Source organism: Tepiditoga spiralis (genome assembly GCF_014701195.1).
In the GTDB taxonomy this organism is placed as follows: domain Bacteria; phylum Thermotogota; class Thermotogae; order Petrotogales; family Petrotogaceae; genus Tepiditoga; species Tepiditoga spiralis.
On the sequence record NZ_AP018712.1, the window covers coordinates 1,741,744 to 1,762,495 of the forward strand.

General features: G+C 26.8%; 20 protein-coding genes and 1 pseudogene. 7 read left to right on the forward strand and 14 right to left on the reverse strand.

The window, feature by feature from the left end; translation table 11 throughout:
* Positions 1 to 5 precede the first annotated feature (5 nt).
* From IGS63_RS08160 to IGS63_RS08175, 4 genes are read right to left on the reverse strand one after another with little or no spacing between them, the layout of a single operon-like run.
* On the reverse strand, positions 6 to 908 hold the full coding sequence (locus tag IGS63_RS08160; RefSeq protein WP_190614014.1) for a cation diffusion facilitator family transporter: 903 nt from the start codon (positions 906 to 908) through the stop codon (positions 6 to 8).
* A gap of 1 nt (position 909) precedes the next feature.
* Positions 910 to 1,221 carry an ArsR/SmtB family transcription factor gene (locus IGS63_RS08165; protein ID WP_190614016.1) on the reverse strand — a complete coding sequence of 104 codons (312 nt, stop codon included), beginning with the start codon at positions 1,219 to 1,221 and terminating at the stop codon, positions 910 to 912.
* Between the two features lie 4 nt (positions 1,222 to 1,225).
* Positions 1,226 to 2,017 carry a sulfite exporter TauE/SafE family protein gene (locus IGS63_RS08170; protein WP_190614017.1) on the reverse strand — a complete coding sequence of 264 codons (792 nt, stop codon included), beginning with the start codon at positions 2,015 to 2,017 and terminating at the stop codon, positions 1,226 to 1,228.
* Positions 2,014 to 2,556 (reverse strand): hypothetical protein, encoded by a 543-nt coding sequence (locus IGS63_RS08175; RefSeq protein WP_190614018.1) that lies wholly within the window; start codon positions 2,554 to 2,556, stop codon positions 2,014 to 2,016. Before IGS63_RS08175 ends, IGS63_RS08170 begins: the two co-directional genes overlap by 4 nt.
* Before the next feature lie 192 nt (positions 2,557 to 2,748).
* On the opposite strand from IGS63_RS08175, the gene IGS63_RS08180 reads away from it, so the two are divergent.
* The gene (locus IGS63_RS08180) at positions 2,749 to 3,516 is read left to right on the forward strand and encodes a metallophosphoesterase family protein (protein WP_190614020.1); all 768 of its coding nucleotides are present in this window, start codon (positions 2,749 to 2,751) and stop codon (positions 3,514 to 3,516) included.
* Between the two features lie 24 nt (positions 3,517 to 3,540).
* Here IGS63_RS08180 and IGS63_RS08185 read toward each other — a convergent pair whose 3' ends face one another.
* Genes IGS63_RS08185 through IGS63_RS08195 form a run of 4 tightly spaced genes read right to left on the reverse strand, consistent with a single transcriptional unit; the run spans position 3,541 to position 5,582 of the window.
* Positions 3,541 to 4,275: an ABC transporter permease subunit gene (locus IGS63_RS08185; RefSeq protein ID WP_190614021.1), complete on the reverse strand. Its 735-nt coding sequence runs from the start codon at positions 4,273 to 4,275 to the stop codon at positions 3,541 to 3,543.
* Positions 4,268 to 5,098 carry an ATP-binding cassette domain-containing protein gene (locus IGS63_RS08190; protein WP_190614023.1) on the reverse strand — a complete coding sequence of 277 codons (831 nt, stop codon included), beginning with the start codon at positions 5,096 to 5,098 and terminating at the stop codon, positions 4,268 to 4,270. Before IGS63_RS08190 ends, IGS63_RS08185 begins: the two co-directional genes overlap by 8 nt.
* Positions 5,095 to 5,217, reverse strand: a complete 123-nt coding sequence (locus IGS63_RS11780; RefSeq protein WP_269777920.1) for a hypothetical protein — start codon at positions 5,215 to 5,217, stop codon at positions 5,095 to 5,097. The genes IGS63_RS08190 and IGS63_RS11780 overlap by 4 nt, the downstream gene beginning before the upstream one ends.
* On the reverse strand, positions 5,214 to 5,582 hold the full coding sequence (locus tag IGS63_RS08195) for a GntR family transcriptional regulator (protein WP_190614024.1): 369 nt from the start codon (positions 5,580 to 5,582) through the stop codon (positions 5,214 to 5,216). The genes IGS63_RS11780 and IGS63_RS08195 overlap by 4 nt, the downstream gene beginning before the upstream one ends.
* 108 nt (positions 5,583 to 5,690) lie before the next feature.
* Between IGS63_RS08195 and IGS63_RS08200 the strand changes: the two genes are divergently transcribed.
* The 3 genes from IGS63_RS08200 to IGS63_RS08210 are packed head-to-tail and all read left to right on the forward strand — an operon-like array spanning position 5,691 to position 8,918.
* Positions 5,691 to 6,257, forward strand: coding sequence for a hypothetical protein (locus tag IGS63_RS08200; RefSeq protein WP_190614025.1), 567 nt, complete (start codon positions 5,691 to 5,693; stop codon positions 6,255 to 6,257).
* Positions 6,241 to 7,074 carry an NAD(+) synthase gene (gene nadE / locus IGS63_RS08205; protein WP_190614027.1) on the forward strand — a complete coding sequence of 278 codons (834 nt, stop codon included), beginning with the start codon at positions 6,241 to 6,243 and terminating at the stop codon, positions 7,072 to 7,074. Before IGS63_RS08200 ends, nadE begins: the two co-directional genes overlap by 17 nt.
* Before the next feature lie 38 nt (positions 7,075 to 7,112).
* Complete coding sequence (locus IGS63_RS08210; RefSeq protein ID WP_232521180.1) at positions 7,113 to 8,918, forward strand: AAA family ATPase; 1,806 nt, start codon at positions 7,113 to 7,115, stop codon at positions 8,916 to 8,918.
* Between the two features lie 227 nt (positions 8,919 to 9,145).
* Here IGS63_RS08210 and IGS63_RS08215 read toward each other — a convergent pair.
* Positions 9,146 to 10,289 (reverse strand): annotated as a pseudogene (locus IGS63_RS08215) (IS256 family transposase).
* Positions 10,290 to 10,444: 155 nt separating this feature from the next.
* A complete protein-coding gene (locus tag IGS63_RS08220; RefSeq protein WP_190614028.1) occupies positions 10,445 to 10,732 on the reverse strand; it encodes an IS110 family transposase in 288 nt (95 codons plus the stop codon).
* A gap of 457 nt (positions 10,733 to 11,189) precedes the next feature.
* Between IGS63_RS08220 and IGS63_RS08225 the strand changes: the two genes are divergently transcribed.
* The 3 genes from IGS63_RS08225 to gltA all read left to right on the forward strand — a co-directional run bounded on the left by IGS63_RS08225 (position 11,190) and on the right by gltA (position 15,682).
* Positions 11,190 to 12,989 (forward strand): AAA family ATPase, encoded by a 1,800-nt coding sequence (locus IGS63_RS08225; protein WP_232521184.1) that lies wholly within the window; start codon positions 11,190 to 11,192, stop codon positions 12,987 to 12,989.
* Positions 12,990 to 13,455: 466 nt separating this feature from the next.
* The gene (locus IGS63_RS08230) at positions 13,456 to 14,307 is read left to right on the forward strand and encodes a sulfide/dihydroorotate dehydrogenase-like FAD/NAD-binding protein (protein WP_190614032.1); all 852 of its coding nucleotides are present in this window, start codon (positions 13,456 to 13,458) and stop codon (positions 14,305 to 14,307) included.
* On the forward strand, positions 14,300 to 15,682 hold the full coding sequence (gene gltA, locus IGS63_RS08235; RefSeq protein WP_190614034.1) for an NADPH-dependent glutamate synthase: 1,383 nt from the start codon (positions 14,300 to 14,302) through the stop codon (positions 15,680 to 15,682). The genes IGS63_RS08230 and gltA overlap by 8 nt, the downstream gene beginning before the upstream one ends.
* Positions 15,683 to 15,733: 51 nt before the next feature.
* Here gltA and IGS63_RS08240 read toward each other — a convergent pair whose 3' ends face one another.
* The 4 genes from IGS63_RS08240 to IGS63_RS08255 are packed head-to-tail and all read right to left on the reverse strand — an operon-like array spanning position 15,734 to position 20,595.
* Positions 15,734 to 17,035, reverse strand: coding sequence for a M18 family aminopeptidase (locus IGS63_RS08240; protein WP_190614036.1), 1,302 nt, complete (start codon positions 17,033 to 17,035; stop codon positions 15,734 to 15,736).
* 47 nt (positions 17,036 to 17,082) lie between these two features.
* Positions 17,083 to 18,111 carry a M42 family metallopeptidase gene (locus tag IGS63_RS08245; RefSeq protein WP_190614038.1) on the reverse strand — a complete coding sequence of 343 codons (1,029 nt, stop codon included), beginning with the start codon at positions 18,109 to 18,111 and terminating at the stop codon, positions 17,083 to 17,085.
* Complete coding sequence (locus tag IGS63_RS08250; protein ID WP_190614039.1) at positions 18,108 to 18,917, reverse strand: bifunctional 5,10-methylenetetrahydrofolate dehydrogenase/5,10-methenyltetrahydrofolate cyclohydrolase; 810 nt, start codon at positions 18,915 to 18,917, stop codon at positions 18,108 to 18,110. The genes IGS63_RS08245 and IGS63_RS08250 overlap by 4 nt, the downstream gene beginning before the upstream one ends.
* 10 nt (positions 18,918 to 18,927) lie before the next feature.
* Positions 18,928 to 20,595: a formate--tetrahydrofolate ligase gene (locus tag IGS63_RS08255; protein WP_190614041.1), complete on the reverse strand. Its 1,668-nt coding sequence runs from the start codon at positions 20,593 to 20,595 to the stop codon at positions 18,928 to 18,930.
* Positions 20,596 to 20,752 lie beyond the last annotated feature (157 nt).

Sequence of the window (20,752 nt, forward strand, 5' to 3'; positions counted from 1 at the left end):
TCTTCTTATTCGTTATTTTTTATTAAACCAACAGATTCTCTTTGTTTGTACTCCATCTGAATGGTTGTATGCTCGATATCAAAACTATCATGAGCTAACTTTGATATTTTTTCTCTTATTATATCTGCTTCACTTAATTTAACATCATCTTTTAGCTTTATATGAAATTCAGCATGAATATCATGTTCACTCAATCTCCATATGTGCAAATGGTGTATATTTTCAACTTCTTTTATTTTATTTATTTTATCTTCTAATTCTTTTACATTTATTTCTTCTGGTGTTGCTTGCATTAATATCTTTAAAGTTTCATTTAATATTTCAAAACTTTCTTTTATAACATAAGCACCTATTAAAGCTGTTAAAAGTGGGTCTATCCAATATATTTTAAAATAATAAATCATAATTCCACCTATAACAACACCTACAGAAGATAATGCATCAGACAATAAATGAAGATACGTTGATTTTATATTAACACTATCTTTTGCATTTTTGCTTAAAAGAATTACTGAAAGAGTATTTGCAATTAATCCAATGAGTGCTACCCATATCATAACTCCACCATTTATTGGTTCTGGATTAATAAACTTTAAATATGCTTCTTTAAATAAAAATATTGATACAATGACTAAAACTGAAGCATTGAACAATGCCGCAAGTATTTCTGCTCTTTTATAACCAAAGGTCATTTTTTCTGTATGTTTCTTTTTAGATAATTTTAAAGCTATGTAAGTTATAATAACTGAAAAGCCATCACTTAAATTATGGAGTGCATCAGACAACAAAGACAAACTACCTGAAAAAATACCTCCAATAATTTCAGCAACTGTTATTGAAAAATTTAAAAACATTGTTATAATAAGATTTTTTGAGTTTATTTCACCATGAGAATGATGATGCGCCAATTTAATCATCTCCTTTTACATGTTCATCTCCGATTTTAATTATTTTTTCAATATGTTCATCATCAAGAGAGTATCTAATAAATTTTCCTTCTCTTCTAGCCTTTACTAATTTATATTGTTTTAATAGTTTTAATTGATGTGAACAGGTAGATTGATTTAACTCTAAAAGTGTTGAAATTTTTTGGACACATTTTTCTCCATCTAAAAGTACGTGTAATATTTTTAATCTTGTTGGATCTGCAAAAGCGGAAAAAAATTCAGCAATATCTACATAATAATCATGTTCTTTAATATTTTCTTTAATAATAATCACTCCTTTACCTTAAAAATATATTTCCTAGCATCAATACTGCAGCTAACCAATTAGTATAAGCAAATATTTTTTTTAGATTTTTTGGTCTTGATTTTAAAGCTAACTTACCTCCAATTACTCCACCAAAGATTGCTATTATTGCCAATGAAATTGAAAGAACTGCATTAAAGTCTCCTTGAAATAAATGCCCTAAAAAGCCTGTAAATGCTGTAACCATTATCAATGGAGATGCTGTTCCAACCGCTACATACATTGGTACAGAACAACCTAAAACCATTAATGGAACTAAAAATGAACCTCCAGAAACGCCAACCATACCAGATGTAAATCCTATTAAAATAGTTATAGGAATAATTAGCCATAAGTTTATTAAATAATTATTATCTTTTGATTTTATAGTCCAATAACCAATTTTTTTATTTTTTGATGTGATATTTTTTTCTGCAACAGGAATTAACATTATTATTCCAGAAATAATTAGTAAAACTGAAAAAGTGAGTTTTAATGTTACTGGAGTAAAAAAATGAGAAAAATACCCACCTAAAAAAGCAGATGTAGCAGAAAGCCCTCCTATTAAAAAAGCTAAACTCCAAATTACAACCTTTTTTTTATGAAAAATAATCATTGCTGCAAATGCTGCACTAAAAAGTATAAATTGACCAGCTGTTGCTGCTTGACTTATTGGAATTCCAAATAATGTTAGTATTAACACATAAAAATTGCCTCCTCCTTTTCCTACCATTGTCATAGTAAGGGCTATAATGAAAATTAATATTCCAATTATTGTATTTATCATTCATTTTCACCATTAAACATATTTTTTATTTTTAAAATATCTTCAGTCCTTTTTTTATAATATAAAACAGGAGCTCTAAATTTCATAACCTTTCCATCATCATTAACTGGTATTAATAGTTGAAAGTCTTCTCTAAAATCTTGCCAATCTACTAAAATAGGAATATCTAATTTGAATTTTAAACATTCTTTTAAACTCGAAAGGTATTTTATTTCTTTAAAAGTATCTTTAAAATCATTTAAGTCATTTTCATTTAGATAAGTTAATACTGATAAATCTTTTAATTCTTCTTCATAAATCATTTCTTTATCTTTAAAGGCTAAAGTATATCCGTTTTTTAATCTTAATTCTTTTGTATCTTCAGATAATTCTCTTTGCTTTGCACTTCTACCTATCAAAACTGAATCAGCTTCATTATATTTAAGCATAGATAATGCTTGAGCCGCACTTGGAACCTTTATAAATTCTACTTCATCACTTACATTTTTTAAAATTTCACTTGCAAATGGTGTCATTGTGGGACAATAAACTAATTTCATATTATCACTCCTTTTCTATTTTTATCATTTTAACATATGAACGTATGCACATATATTATAAATTTTATTTTCTTATTTGTCAATTACAATTTTATTAAAAAATAATTAAGCATCAAATTCTGTATGAATATATGCTAATATAGATATTAGATACTACATTTAGCATAAAAAATATTTTAGGGATGTGAAAATATGAAAATTGCATTTATTTCTGATATACATGGAAATATAGAGGCTTTAAACTCTATTTTAAATGACATAGAGAAACAAAATATAGATAAAATATATAGTCTTGGTGATTTAGTTGGGTATGGTCCAAATCCAAATGAAGTAGTTGAAAAAATAAGAGAGTTAAAAATACAGAGTGTAATGGGTAATTATGATGATGCGGTTGGAAATGAAAAAGAAAGTTGTGGATGTACATATAATCCAGGAAGAGAAACAGAAGTTGGAGATGAGTCAATAAGTTGGACAATTAAAAATACAAGTTCTGAAAATAAAAATTTTTTAAAAAATCTTCCCAAAAAACTTCATATTGAATTTGAAGGTCTTAAAATATTGTTAGTTCATGGCAGTCCTTTAAATGAACTTTTAGAATACGTAAAACCAAATATAGAGGTTAATAGACTCAATGAGTTGGTTAATTCTGTAAATGAAGATATAATAATAAATGGACATACTCACATTTCAATGGAAAAAAATATAAATGGAAAAACAGTATACAATGCTGGTAGCGTTGGAAGAACAAAAGAAGGAATTCCAGAGGCTGTATATTTAATCATTGATATTAACAACGGTGTTTATTCACATGAATTCAGAAGAATAAAATATGATACTAAAAAAACTTGTGAAAAAATAATAAATACTGGTCTTCCAATTGAATTAGCTTTAGTTATAGCTCTTGGTTCAACATATAATATGGGAAATTCTAAAAAGAGAAGTATAAAATTTAAGTTGTAAAAAGCAATGCTTTTTACAACTTAATTATAATTCTTTTTTTAAAAATAATCTTAAACTAATCAAATAAAATATAATACTTAAAAATAATAATAAAATTGTATACCATATACTAAAAAAAGGATTTGAAATAAAATAATATATACTTAATTCTTTAATTCCAAAAATTGATACTGATGTAAAAAATACAAGAACAAAAAATGAAATTATCAATGTTTTTGATTGTTCATTTGTTAATAAAGAAATGAATATTGTAAAACTATAAAAAATCAAAAAAGCTGTAACATGTCCCAAAAAATATTCAAAAAATATAGATGAATGAAGAATTTTATTTTGCAGTATACCAAAAAAAGGAAAAAGATCTATAAATAGTATTAATATTATAGAAAAAATTAGATTAGAAAAAAATTTATAATTAAAAAAATTTTTCCTACCTATTCTAAGTAAAAATATTGATATTGTTTTTTTGGTAAATTCCTTAGTAAATATTGAAAAACTTAGTAAAATTCCTAAAAATGGAATAAACTGTCCAATATTTTTTATATACCATTGTGTTTTTATATAAATTGAATAATCTTTTAGATTTTCTTTATAGCTTTCATAATCTTGATTTGAATTGAACATTTCTCTTAATGAAGTATTGGAATTAAATATTTCATAAGTTTTTTGTTGCATAAAATACAAAAACAAAAACATAGTTAAAAATACAAAAAAAGTAATTATTAATTTTAATCTATTATCTTTTAATTCTTTTTTAAACATTTTCATGTCCTCCAATCAACTCTTCATAAATAGTTTCAAAAGTCAAATCTTCTGTTTTAAATAAGGAGGTATCATATTTTTTTTTATCTACTATATACAAATATTCATTATTTACAATATTTTTTTTACTAATAAAATCTTTTAAATCATTAGAAGTTAAAAGTCCTATATATCTTGATTTTATTTTGTCAATATAGTCAAATTCTACTATCTTACCATTATTTAAAATTAAAACTTTTGAAGATATGAATTCTACTTCTGACAATATTTGTGTTGTAAAAATTATTGTTTTATTGTCATAAGAAAGTTTTAAAATTTCCTCAAGAATCTTTTTTTTCGTTATAGAATCTAAAAAAATAGTAGGTTCATCAAATAAGTATACATTGCTATTTCTTGATATAGTTATAATAAAATAAAATAAAACTTTTTTACCAGCAGACATTTTTTTTAATTTAATGTTTTTATCTATTTTAAAATTATCTAAGTATTCTAAAGCTTTTTTTAAATTAAATTTTTTATCAATGTTATTTATAAGTTTTATAAATTCATTAGGAGTGTAGTTTTCATATAAAACTTTATCTTCAGGTAAATAAGAAAAATCATTTATTATATCATTTTCAGTTATTTTATTGTTTTTATATTTTATTTCTCCACCGCTCTTTATTAATTTTAACAATGATTTTAAAATTGTTGTTTTTCCAGCACCATTAGGTCCAATAATTGATAAAATTTCACCTTCTTCAATATTAAAACTTATTTTTTTTAAAGTTCTTTTTCCAAATTTATACATCTTTTTTAAACTCTTTACTTCTATTAAACTCATTTTGAATCACCTTCCAAATATTCTTCAATAAAATTTATAATTTTCTCTTTATCAATTCCACTTCTTTTTATTCTATATTTATACATCTTTTTTAAACTCTTTACTTCTATTAAACTCATTTTGAATCACCTTCCAAATATTCTTCAATAAAATTTATAATTTTCTCTTTATCAATTCCACTTCTTTTTATTCTATTTAAAATTATTTTTAGTTCATTAAAAATTTCTACTTCTATTAATTCTTCGTTTATTTTGTTAACAACATATCCCTTGCCTTTTTTAGCAGTTATTATTTTTTCAAATTCAAGTTCTCTATAGGCTCTTGCAACAGTATTTAAATTGACTTTTATACTTTCAGCTAAAACTCTTATTGAAGGTAAGTATTCACCTTCAATTATCTTTCCAGAAAGTATTAAATCTTTTATTCTATCTTTTATTTGTTCGTAAACAGGTTTTGGCAAACTATAATTTATTTTAAACCACATTTTTAATTCTCCTTTCTGCTATACTATTATACTATAATATTTGTAATATCTTAATAAATAAAGTCGATAATATATTGATTCACAAATAATACTTTAGGAGGGATTTATATGCGTATTAATTCAGTAAATGAATATCCATTAAATCACCTCAATTTCAAAAATTCAAAAAAAAGTAAAAAAACAAAGATCTCTGTAACTTCAGTTTCTATAAAAAAAGAAGAAATTGAAATTGAAAAGTTTAATGACTATTCAAACTTAAAACCCAAGGAAGTTAAATCAAAGGAAGCTTGGAAGGTTTTAAAAAATAAATATGGAAATATCTTTTTAAAAGTCAAAGAATATGTAGACTATTTAGTAAAAAAACAAAATGGAATAAAAGTAAAAGAACCAGATTTATCAGAAATAAAAGATGAATTATCAAAAGAAGATTGGTCTGCAGAAGGTGTTGCAAATAGGATAATAGAATTTGCCAAATCTATCTCTGGAGGAGATAAAAGTAAAATAAAACTTCTTAAAGATGCTATTGAACAAGGTTTTAATGAAGCAAAAAAAGAATTAGGATCACTACCAGAAGTATCTCAAAAAACTCATGATTTGGTTATGAAAAAATTAGACGAATGGGAAAATGAAAAAAATACTGAAGATAAGGAGAATTCAAATGGAAAAAATAATTGAATTCATAAAAAACACAGTAAATAAATATGGATATAAGGGAGCTGTTATAGGAATAAGTGGAGGAATAGATTCAGCAGTTGTTGCTGGATTATGTAAAAAAGCAATTGGAAAAGAAAATATATTTGCACTACTATTACCAGAAAAGGATTCATCAAAAAACACTTTAAAAGATTCTATAGATGTTTGTAATTTTTATGATTTAGATTATAAGATAAAAAAGATATCACCCATTTTAAAGAAAATGGGTGTGTATTCTTTAGAACCATCATCAACTTTAATACCAAGAAATATTAAAGAAAAATATGTAATGAATAAGTGGACAAATGAAAAAGATACTTATATTCAAGATTTGAAAAATGAAGGAGATTCAGAATTTTTAAAAGGTCTTGCATATTATAGAGCTAAGCATAGAGTAAGAATGTGTATGTTATATTTAGAAGCTGAACAAAGAAATTATGCTGTTATTGGAACAACAAATAAAACAGAATTAAAAACTGGATTTTATGTAAAGTATGGTGATGATTCTGTAGATATTGAACCAATAATGCATCTTTACAAAACAGAAGTTTATGAACTTTCAAAAAAATTAAATATACCTAAACACATTATAAATAAATCACCCTCACCAGATCTTATTCCTGGAATTACAGATGAATTTGCTATGGGATTAACTTATAAAAATATAGATAGAATTTTAAAAAAAATAGAAAATAATGAAACTCTTGAAACAGAAAATAAAAAAGAAGTTGAAAGAGTAAAAGAAATATTAAAATGGGCAGATTACAGGAAAATAAAAAACATTAATTTTAAAATATAATTATTTAATTATGATATAATTAATTTGAGGTGATAAAAATGAAAAAAAGGCTTCCAATAGGACAAAGTGATTTTAAAACTATAATAGAAGAAGATATGTATTTTGTAGATAAAAGTATGTTAATCAAAGAGGTTATTGAAAGCGGAAATGTTTTATTAATAACAAGACCAAGAAGGTTTGGTAAAACTCTCAGTCAATCTATGATGAAGTACTTTTTTGATATTACTCAAAATAACGAACACCTTTTTAAAGATTTAAAGATATACAAAGAAAAGAATATAATAGAAAAACATTTGAATAAACATCCTGTTATATACATTACCTTTAAAGATTTAAAGTCTAACAACTTAAAAAAGATGCATGACTTATTATCCATGGAACTTTCATCTTTATACATAGATCATAAGTATGTTTTAGAAGTTTTAAATGAAGAAGAAAAATCAGTATATAAATCAATAACTTCAGAAACGGCGGATGATGCAAAGTATGAAAACTCTATAAGAAACTTATCAAAGTATATGGAAAGATACTATGGTAAAAAAGTAATAATATTAATAGATGAATACGATACTCCCATTCAACAAGCTTACTTACACGGATACTATGATGAAATAATATCTTTAATTGGTAACTTATTTGGCATGGCATTAAAAGATAACGTATACCTTGAAAAGGCAGTTCTTACTGGTATAACAAGAGTTTCTAAAGAAAGTATCTTTACTGGTGTGAATAACTTAAAGGTTTCTACTGTATTGAATGAACTATTCAATGATAAGTATGGTTTAACTAAAGAAGAAGTTGAAGAAACATTGAAGTATTATGAACTTGAATATGAAGAAAATGAAGTTATAAATTGGTACAATGGATATAACTTTGGTGGTGTTGAAATTTACAATCCTTTTTCTATTATAAACTTAGTAGATGAAAAAAAGATAAGACCATATTGGATGAATACGAGTGGAAACTACTTAGTTAAACAATTAATAAAACAAGGAAGTGCTGAATTAAAAGATAAAATAGAAAAACTAATAAATGGTGAAGAAATTGAAAGTACAATAAATGAAACTATGGTTTATGGTGACTTAAATAATAACTTAGAAGAGTCTGTATGGACATTGTTTTTATTCAGCGGATACTTAAAATGGACAAAAAATATAAATCATGATTATGAAAGATATACATTAAAGATACCAAATAAAGAAGTAAAAATATTTTACAATAAAACTGTAGTATCAATGCTTGAAGAAGAAAGAATAAAACTCAATAATATATTAATAAACTTAATAAATGGACATATAGAAGAGTTTAAAGAAGACTTTCAAAAACTAACTATGAATACATTGAGTTATTTTGACGTTAGTGGAGAAGAACCAGAAAGATTTTATCATGGATTAATACTTGGAATGAGTGTTGGTTTAAAAGAAAAGTACATAATAAAGAGTAATAGAGAAACAGGACTTGGAAGAGCTGATGTTATTTTAATTCCAAAAGATAAAACAGACAAAGGAATAATTATTGAGTTTAAAAAGTTTTATAAAAACGAAAAAACACTATTAAATAGTGCTAAAAATGGATTAAAACAAATAAATGAAAAAAGGTATGAAGAAGATATAAAAAATTATGGAATAAATGATATAATAAAAGTTTCAATAGCTTTTGATAAAAAAGAGGTTGAAATTGTTAGTAATTTGGATAAGAAGGTTGAATTAACAGATATGGAAAAAGTAGCAAAAGAACTATTAAAAAATGGAGTTGATATAGAAATTATTTCTAAAACAACAAAGTTATCTATTGAAAAAATAAAAAAATTAACTTCTAAAAATAGACGAATCTGTAAAGATTAGTGTGTATTAGATATATTTGGTAGCATATAAATATTGGAAAACAACGACAAAAATCTTAAAAAAATGTAGTTATTAGAAAATGAAAAAAATGTTCCTGAATAGTATGAATAAAATAAGGCAAAATTGGTAAAACCAACCTTTTACAGTAAAAAACTGCAATGACTGAAAGGGCGACAACCCATCTGCGCGGTACAAAGTATAGATTTTTTAAGGATTACAAGCTACTTTCAGAGGTAGTCTTTAAGACGATCCTCGAAAAGGATGGCCAGTTCGGAAATAACAGCGTTCCAGTTGTGAAACCGTGCTGTCCATTTTTTTGTCACGTTTTTGGTAGTAAGGTATAAACTTTTAAGGACAGCATCGTCATTAGGGAATATTGATTTGGTCTTGGTAGCCTTCCTGAATTGCCTGTTAAGTGACTCTATGATGTTCGTGGTGTACATAATCTTCCTTACCCCGTCTGAGAACTGAAAGAAGGTGGATAATAGGTGCCAATTTTTCTCCCAGCTCCTCAATGAAGCGTAATACTTGTCTCCCCATTTGTTTATTACATTGGTTAGATTATCATAGCCTGTCTTTTCATCCAGTGCTGTATAGATTGTCTTTAAGTCCTTTGCAAACTCTTTCCTATCCTTGTGAGGAACATATTTCAGGGTGTTTCTAATCTGGTGGATTATGCACCTTTGTATCATAGTTTGCGGGAAGGTTGCATTTATAGCCTGCTCGAATCCAGAAAGACCATCTATTGAAGCTACAAGTATGTCCTTAACTCCTCTGTTTTTGAGGTTGTTAAGTACTCCCATCCAAAACTTGGCACTTTCTACTTCACCAACATATATCCCTAGCACATCTTTAATTCCGTCTATGTCAACACCTATTATTACATAAGCAGCCTTTTTTACTATCCTTCCGTCTTCTCTAACGTTGAAGTATATTGCATCCAAGAAAACGAAGGTGTATATTTCGTGTAATGGCCTTTCCTGCCAGTCTTTTATTACTGGCATAAGCTTATTTGTTATCTTGCTCACCAGTTCAGCTGATACTTCAAATCCGTACAAATCCATTATCTGATCAGATATATCCCTGGTGGTCATTCCTCTTGCGTACAAACTTATTATTTTTTCCTCTATCTCTGAAATATCATTCTAATACTTTGGAACTATTTTGGGTTCATATTCTCCCTTCCTGTCTCGAGGTACCTTTAACTCTATCATACTTGCCATAGCCCAGCTCGTCTTCGAGTTCCGCTTCCAGTACTTCCTGGATCAGATTTCCTGTCAGTGATTTTGTTAACTCCTTTATATCCTTTATTGTTCGGATTTCTCCTTTTCTTACCATTTCCTTTATTATTTCCTGTAGTACATTTCCCATTTTTCGTACCTCCTCTGGTTTTATTTTGCCACCAGATCTGTATCTTTTTTCCTTATACACTTAATATTTTACACTCTCGATTATTAATATTAACGAACTCTTAATGTTTCCTGAAACGTGGTTTTATTCAGCGTTTTATTTTTTTGGCCCATTTTTCAATTGTAATTTGGCTTATTCTTTACTTGCAAAATACACCAATAATGCCCTGTTGGTTCTATTCCTATTATTATTTTTTCTTTACCTTCTTTTTTCGCTATTTCTTTTATTTGTTTTTTGAAATCTTCAAATCCGTCTCTATTTGATTTGAACTTTATTACTTTTCCGTATTCTATCCCTCGATTGTCAAATGTCCTTGCATAGTGTGTTTTTTTTGCTATGTCTACTCCTACTACTAATGTTTTTTCATCCACTTGCTTTATTTTTTCATTTTGTGTATAATTCATTTGAGGTTCCTCCCTTTTTGTAAAATATTTGTAGTTTTGCTCTACATTTTATATTTTACGGGGAGGTTCCTTTTTTTTCAACTCCTATTTTTTTTACTTACAGGAATGCTCCTCTAATTTGTATTTTTATTTGTGCACACAAATATTTTAATATTATATTTTATTTATTTAACTTAATAAATTCAATTCATTATTAATATAATATTGTTTAATGTATAATAAAAGTGGTTCTTTCCAAAGTTACTTGAAAGCAAATTATCAAAAAGATATAATAAAAGAAAAAAGAAAGGGAAGAACCAAATGAAAGAAATAATAAAATCTAAAGAAGTATTAAACTTACATAAATGGATTAAGAAATACGAAAATAGCAAAATACATTCTTGAAACAAATAATAAAAAACATTAATTTTAAAATATAATTATTTAATTATGATATAATTAATTTGAGGTGATGAAAATGAAAAAAAGGCTTCCAATAGGAAGAAGTGATTTTAAATCATTAATAGAAGACAATATGTATTTTGTAGATAAAAGTTTGTTAATCAAAGAAGTTATTGAAAGTGGAGATGTTTTATTAATAACAAGGCCAAGAAGGTTTGGGAAAACTCTCAGTCAATCCATGATGAAGTACTTTTTTGATATTACTCAAAACAACGAACACCTCTTTAAAAACTTAAAAATATATAAAGAAAAGAACATAATAGAAAAACATTTAAATAAACATCCTGTTATATACATCACCTTTAAAGATTTAAAGTCTAATAACTTAAAAAAGATGCATGCTTTATTAACAATGGAACTTTCAAGATTATATACAAAACATGAATATGTTTTTGAAATATTGAGTGAAAAGGAAAAAATTGTATTTAAAGAAATAATGTTAGAAACAGCAGATGATGCTAAATATGAAAACTGTATAAGAAGTTTATCTGAATATATGGAAAGATATTATGGTAAAAAGGTAATAATATTAATAGATGAATACGATACTCCAATTCAACAAGCCTACTTACATGGTTACTATGATGAAATAATATCTTTAATAGGTAACTTATTTGGCATGGCATTAAAAGATAATGTATACCTTGAAAAAGCAGTTCTTACTGGTATAACAAGAGTTTCTAAAGAAAGTATCTTTACTGGTGTAAATAACTTAAAGATTTCTACTGTATTGAATGAACTATTCAATGATAAGTATGGTTTAACTAAAGAAGAAGTTGAAGAAACATTGAAGTATTATGAACTTGAATATGAAGAAAAAGAAGTTATAGATTGGTACAATGGATATAACTTTGGTGGTGTTGAAATTTACAATCCTTTTTCTATTATAAACTTAGTAGATGAAAAAAAGATAGGTCCATATTGGATGAATACGAGTGGGAATTATTTAATAAGAAAGTTAATAAAAGAAGGAACTGTTAATATAAAAGATAATGTAGAAAAGTTAATAAACGGAGAAGAAGTAGAGTGCGAAATAATAGAAACAATGGTTTATGGTGATTTAAACTTAAATAGTGAAAGTGCAATCTGGACATTATTTTTATTTAGTGGATACTTAAAATGGACGAGTAAAAAAAGACAAAACAATATAACAACATACAAGGTAAAGATACCAAATGAAGAAGTAAAAGATTTTTTTGTACAAACAGTTAGAAATATGTTGAGAGAATCAAATATAAGTATTGAAAATATGCTTTTGAATTTAAAAGTAGGAAGAATAAAAACCTTTACAGATCAATTTAAAGATTTAACGATGAATACATTGAGTTACTTTGATGTTAGTGGAAAGGAACCAGAAAGATTTTATCATGGACTGATACTTGGAATGAGTGTTGGTTTAAAAGAAAAGTACATAATAAAGAGTAATAGAGAAACAGGACTTGGAAGAGCTGATGTTATTTTAATTCCAAAAGATAAAACAGATAAAGGAATAATTATTGAGTTTAAAAAGTACAATAGAGATGAAGATAAAAGTTTAAAAGACAGTGCAAAAAATGGACTAAAACAAATAAATGAAAAGAAGTATGAAGAAGAGATAAAAAATTATGGAATAAATGATATAATAAAAGTTTCAATAGCTTTTGATAAAAAAGAGGTTGAAATTGTTAGTAATTTAGATAAAGATGTTGAATTAACTCCAGAAGAAAGAATGGCAAAAGAACTATTAAAAAATGGAGTTGATATAGAAATTATTTCTAAAACAACGAAGTTATCTGTTGAAAAAATAAAAAAATTAACTTCTAAAAATAGACCATAAAAAATATTGTGTAAATAAAAAAATGAAAAAACTTCTTTTTGGGATGGTAAAATAAAACCAGGAAGGAGGTTCCTTTTTTTTCAACTCTTATTTTTTTTACTTACAGGAATGCTCCTTATAAATCTATCCCAACCTACAGATTAAATATCTGTGGTTTATGATTAATAAAATACGCTCCAACTTTTCGTATTACATATCTCCCATCAATTTCTATATGTATGTATTTTGCAAGTGAAGAACAAGTCAAATTACAATTGAAAAGAAGAACAAGTCAAATTACAATTGAAAAATGGTCAAAAAAAATAAAAGATTGAAAAAAATACGTTTCATAAAATATTAAGAAGTTATATACGACAAAATTAATAGAATTTAATAAAAAATTAAACTTAAAAACAATTTTGTTCTTGACTTTTTTTAATAAATTGAGTATATTTCATATGATAACTAATTTATTGGAGGAATGTATATGTATAAAATAATATCAAATAAAAAATTAGCAGAAAACATACATGAAATGATAATAGAAGCACCAAGAGTAGCTCATTCCGCAAAACCAGGACAATTTATTATACTAATTATTGATAAAAAAGGTGAAAGAATTCCACTAACCATTGCAGATTATGATAAAGAAAAAGGAACAGTAAATATTGTTGTTCAAGCAATAGGTTATTCAACAAAAAAGCTTGTTTCATTAAAAGAAAATGAATACATTAAAGATTTTGCAGGACCGCTTGGAAATGAATCAGAGTTTGTTCATGAAGATATAGAAATATTAAAAAACAAAAGAATTGTATTTGTTGGTGGAGGTGTTGGATCAGCCCCAATATATCCTCAAGTAAAATGGTTTTCAGAAAGAAATATAAAAACAGATGTAATTTTAGGATTTAAAAATAAAGATTTTATAATATTAAAAGAAGAATTTGAAAAATTAAATTGCAACTTACACATATGTACTGATGATGGTAGTTATGGATTTAAGGGATTGGTAACTAATAAACTTCAAGATATGTTAGATAATGAAGAAATAGATGAAGTAATAACCATTGGTCCAATGATAATGATGAAGTTTGTATCTAAATTAACTAAAAAATACAATATAAAAACAATAGCCAGTTTGAACACCATAATGTTAGATGGAACTGGTATGTGCGGTGGTTGTAGAGTTAGTATTGGTGGAAAAGTAAAGTTTACATGTGTTGATGGTCCAGAATTTGATGCTCATTTAATCAACTTTGATGAAGCAATGAATAGACAAACAACATTCTCTGATATAGAAAAAAAACATTCATGTAGATTGGATGGTGCTATAAATGGATAAAAGAATAAAGATGACTGAACAGGATCCTAATGTAAGAAAAAATAATTTTTTTGAAGTATCATTAGGCTATACTGAAGATGAAGCAGTAGAAGAAGCAAAAAGATGTTTAAACTGTAAAAATCCAAGATGTGTACCAAAATGTCCAGTTGCAATAGATATACCTGGATTTATTCAAGAAGTAAAAAAAAGAAACTTTAAAAAAGCTTATGAAATTTTAACTAAATACACTTCATTACCAGCTGTTTGTGGAAGAGTTTGTCCACAAGAAATACAGTGTGAAAGTACTTGTATTTTAGGAATAAAAGGTGAACCAGTGGCAATAGGAAATCTTGAAAGATTTGTTGCTGATTGGGCAATTAAAAATAATATAGAAATAAAAAACACTATAGAAAAAAATGGTCACAAAGTAGCTATTGTTGGAAGTGGACCAGCAGGTTTAGCTTGTGCTGGTGATTTATCAAAAATGGGATACGACGTTACAATATTTGAAGCACTTCAAGAAGCTGGTGGAGTTTTAACTTATGGAATACCTGAATTTAGACTTCCAAAAGATAAAATAGTAAAAACAGAAATAAATAAATTAAAAAAACTTGGTGTAAAGATAGAAACTGATGTAATAATAGGAAGAACTATTACTATAGATGAGTTAATAGAAGAAGAAAAATTTGAAGCAGTATTTATAGGTTCAGGAGCAGGACTACCAAGATTTATGAATATTCCTGGTGAAAATACAAAAGGTGTATTTTCAGCAAATGAATTTTTAACAAGAACAAACTTAATGAAAGCTTATTTAGAAGATTATGAAACACCAATTAAGGTTGGAAAAAGAGTCGTTGTTGTAGGTGGCGGGAATGTTGCTATGGATGCCGCAAGGACAGCTTTAAGACTTGGAAGTGAGGTACACATAGTTTATAGACGTAGTGAAAAAGAGTTGCCTGCAAGAGAAGCAGAAGTACATCATGCAAAAGAAGAAGGTATACAATTTCATTTATTAACAAATCCTGTTGAAATATTAGCAGATGAAAATGACTGGGTAAAAGGTGTAAAATGTATAAAAATGGAGTTAGGAGAACCCGATGAATCAGGAAGACGTAGACCTATTGAAATAAAAGGATCAGAATATATAATAGATGCAGAAACAGTTATTATGGCAATAGGAACAACACCAAATCCTTTAATAACTTCTACAACAAAAGATATTGAAATTAATAAAAAACAATGTATTGTTGCAGATGAAGATGGAAAAACGACAAAAGATAAAGTTTTTGCAGGTGGAGATATAGTAACAGGAGCAGCAACCGTAATTTTAGCAATGGGTTCTGGTAAAAAAGCTGCAAAAGCTATTGATAAAATGATAAGAAAAAACAACTCTTAGAATTAATCTAAGAGTTGTTTTTATTAGTATAATAATATTATATACAGAAATTTATATTTTATAAAATTCATCAAATGATTTTTTTACATATGTATGGTCTAAAACACCGCTTAATTCTCTTATTGAATGCATTGCAAGTTGAGGATTTCCTATATCTATTGAACGAATATTTAAATGTGTTGATGAAATAGGTCCTATTGTTGAACCTCCTCTTACATCTGAACGATTAACGAACTTTTGATACGGTACTCCTGCATTTTTACATAACATTTCATAAACTGCTGATGAATTACTATCTGTTGTATAGCTTTGATTGGCATTTATCTTTATTACAGGTCCTTTATTTATTACTGGTTTATTTGTTGGATCATGTTTTTCTGGCATATTTGGATGTATTGCATGTGCATTATCTGCTGATATTATATAAGAGTTTGATAAAGCTCTAAAAAAGTCTTCTCTGTTTCCTCCAAGTGCTATTGTTATTCTTTCTAAAATATTTGCAAGCATATCAGAATTTGCACCTTGTTTTGTTGTACTTCCAACTTCTTCATTATCAAAGCATACCATAACATTTGTTGCTTTTGTTGGTTTTGCTACTTTTATAGCTTCTATACCAGCATGAACCATTGCTAAATCATCCAACCTTGGTGATGAAATAAATTCATTATTTACTCCCATAATACAACCTTTTTCATATTCGTATAAGAATAAATCAAAATCTATTATTTCTTCAGGATTGATTTCTAATTCTTTTGCAATTATATTTAATAGATAATTTTCTTTTTCAAGTTTTTCATTTACCATAGATAATAAAGGTAATAAATCTTTTTGTTTATTTAGTTCTACACCTTCATTAACCTTTCTATTCATATGAATTGCTAAGTTTGGTATTATCATTATTGGTTTGTTTATATTTATTAATTTAGTGTTTGGATTTAATATGTTTTCACTTTTTAAAGTTACTCTTCCAGCTAATGCAAGTGGCCTATCCATCCATGTGTTTAATATTGGTCCTCCATATACTTCTGTATTTAATTTCATGTAAGTTTTTTCTACAATAATTTCTGGAGAAGGTTTAATTCTAAAAGAAGGAGAATCAGTATGAGCTCCAATTAGTTTAAATCCAGAATTTCCAATTTCATCAGTTCCCACAATAAAAGCAATTAATGCTGAATCATTTTTAGTAACAAAATATTTTCCTTCTTTTTTTAAATTCCATTTTTCATTTTCTTTTAATTCTTTAAAGTTTGAATTTAATAAAATATTTTTTACATTTTTAACTGCATGAAAAGCTGTTGGACTTTCATAAATAAAATCAATTAATTCTTTTGCAAATTTTATTTCAGTATTCATTTTTTCCCTCCAATATCAATTTAAATTCAACCTCTTAGAGGTTGAATTTATTGTTGTATATAATTTAAAATTAATTTAAATGTATTTTCTATTCCTTCTTTGTGTGTTCTTTCATATCCATGTGATGCAAAAACGCCAGGTCCTATTAAACCATGTTTAATGTCATATCCTGCTCTTAAGGTTGCTTCAACATCAGAACCATAATATGGATAAATATCAACTGCATAGTTTAATTTTAACTTTTCAGCTATATTTATCAAATTAGTTGTTAATTCATAGTTATATGGACCACCTGAATCTTTTGCACATATAGAAACTTTAAATTCATCAGTAGTTAGATCATCTCCAACTGCTCCCATATCTACAGATATCATTTCTTTTGTATCTTCGGGTATTCCAGCAGAACCACCATGTCCAACTTCTTCATAATTAGTAAATATCAAACAAACTTTTTTATTTAATTGAACAGCATTTTCTTTTATATACTTTGCTAATGCAATTAAGATTCCTGCACTTGCTTTATCATCAAGATGTCTTGATTTTATAAATCCAGATTCTGTTACTATTGTTCTTGGGTCAAATGATATAAAATCTCCAACTTTTATTCCAAGTTTTTCTACATCTTCTTTATTTTTAACTATTTCATCTATTACAACTTCAACAGTTGTATCATTTCTTTTCATAGTTCCAACTTCTCTGTTTACATGAACGGCTGGATTTACAAGTTGAATTGTTCCTGTATATTCTTTTCCATTTCTTGTATGTATAATACAATTTTCTGATTCAATATTATTTTCTGGAAATCCTCCAAGTTTTGTGAGTCTCAATCTTCCATTTCCTTTTATTGATCTAACCATTGCTCCAAGAGTGTCTATATGAGCAGCTAATACTAATTTATCTCCTTTACCTCCCAAATCAACTATTACAGAACCTTTATTTGAAGTAGTTGCTTCATATCCTATCTTTTTAAATTCATTTTTTAAGTATTCTTGTGCTTTTATTGTATATCCTGTTGGACTTGGAGTTTTACAAAGTTCTTCTATTTTATTGACTGCATAGTTTATATATTTTTTCATATTTTTCCTCCCTTAATTGCTGCTCTAAAAACATTTCTCATTAGTATAGCAGATGTAACACTTCCAACTCCTCCTGGAACTGGTGTTACAGAACAATATTTTTCTACTTCTTTTGAAACATCACCAGTGAGTTTGCCATCTACTACATTTATCCCAACATCTATTACTGTTGTTCCTTCTTTTAAAAAGTCCATATTTACATAATTTGCTTTTCCAATTGCTACTATAACTATATCTGAATTCTTTGTTATTTCTTGCATATTTTTTGTTTTAGAATTTAATATATTAACTGTACAGTCTCTACCATAATTTTCAAGCATTATTGCAAGGGGTTTTCCAACTGTTATGCTTCTTCCTATTACTGCAACTTTTTTTGACTTTAATTCCTCTGTTTGTTCTAATATTTTTACTGCAGATTCTGCTGTACATGGAACAAATTCTTCTACTCCATAGAAGTTCATTCCCATATTGTAAGGCGTAACTCCTTCAACGTCTTTTGCTGGATTTAAAATTTTTGCTACTTCAATAAACTTTATTGTTTTTGTTGGTCTTGCAACAAATATTCCATCCACATTTTTATCTTCATTATATTTTTTAATTGTTTCTATTAAATTTTCTGTTTCTATTATTTCAAAGTCAACATCGTATTCTTTTGCTATTCTTTTTTGTGATTTTAAATAAGCTTTTGTTGCTCCAGTATAATCATCTGTTATACTTATTAGCTTTGGTTTTCTATTTAACTTTTCTCTATGTTCTTTAATTTCTTTTTTTATTTTTTCAATAACTGGCAAAACATCTATTTTCATAAACTCCTCCTTAAGATAATCCTTTTATTATTCCATCTTTATCTATATCAAGATTAACAGCATTTGGTATCTTACCAAGTCCAGGCATTCTCATTATTTCACCTGCAAGTGCTACTATAAATCCTGCTCCTGCAGAAAGTTCAAAATCTCTTACAGTAAACTTATATCCATTTGGTGCTCCTAATTTTTTCTTGTCATCAGATATTGATGATTGTGTTTTTGCAACTATTAAAGGTAAGTTATCATATCCATACTTTCTTAAAAATTTTATTTTACTTTTTGCCGTTGGAGTTAATTCTAATGTTCCTGCTCTATATATTTCTTTTGATAGTATTTCTAATTTTTCTTCAAGTGTATTTTCAAGTGTATATAAAGGTTTGTAGTTATTTTCCTTTTCTACTGATTCTATTACTTCTTTTGCAAGTTCAATAGCTCCACTTGAACCATCTGCAAATGATGTATTTATACTTGCTTTTGAACCAAGATTTTCTGCATAATCTTTTACAATTTGTATTTCTTTTTCTGTATCAGTTGCAAATTTGTTTATTGCTACTACAACTGGAACTCCAAATTTTTTTAAATTTTCTATATGAACCTTTAGATTTTCTAAACCTTTATTTAATGTTTCAAGATTTTCTTCTGATATAGTATCTAATTTTTGACCTCCATGATACTTTAATGCTCTTATAGTAGCTACTAAAACAACTGTATCTGGATGCAACTTAAATGTTGGTGAAACAAAATCTAAAAATTTTTCTGCTCCAAGGTCTGCTCCAAAACCAGCTTCTGTAACAACATAATCTGTCATTTTCAATGCCATTTTTGTAGCCATCATTGAATTTGTTCCATGTGCTATATTAGCAAAAGGTCCACCATGTATCAATGCTGGAGTATTTTCAATTGTTTGTACTAAGTTAGGATTTATTGCATCTTTTAAAACTAATGCCAATGATCCTTCTATTTTTAAATCTCCAATTGTTACAGGTTCTCCCTTTAAGTTTCTTGCAATTACTATACTTGCCAATTTTTTCTTTAAATCCGTAATACTTTCAGCTAAACATAATACGGCCATTACTTCAGAAGCAGCTGTTATAATAAAGCCGTCTTCTCTTGTTACACCATTGGCTTTTCCTCCAAGCCCTATTACTATATTTCTAAGAGCTCTATCATTCATATCCATTGCTCTTTTCCATAATATTCTTGTTGTATCTATATTTAATTTATTTCCATATTTTATATGAGCATCGAGTACTGCTGAAACTAAATTATGTGCTGTTGTAATTGCATGTATGTCTCCAGTAAAGTGTAAATTAATATCTTCCATTGGTAAAACTTGTGAATATCCTCCACCTGCAGCTCCACCTTTTATGCCCATTACTGGTCCTAATGATGGTTCTCTTAAAGCTACTATTGATTTTTTTTCGAGTTTATTTAATGCCATTGATAAACCTATACTTGTCGTTGTTTTACCTTCTCCAGCTGGAGTTGGAGTTATTGCAGTAACTAAAATTAATTTTCCATCTTTTTTATCTTTTAATTCTTTCATATAGTGATTTGATATTTTAGCTATATGTTTTCCATAGTTATTATAATATTCTTCAGGAATATTCAATTTTTCAGCTATATTATCTATTTTTTCTAGTTTTGCTTTTCTTGCTATTTCAATATCTGTAAGCATTATTTTGCCCCCTTTTTATTTTTAGTTTTTCACTTTATATTTTATCATAAATAATTTTTTACAATAAAGTATAAATATAACATTTTTTATTAATTTTTTGCTTTTATTCAACTTAAAACCTTCATTCACTCTAATTTTCAAAACAAAAAAATTGTAT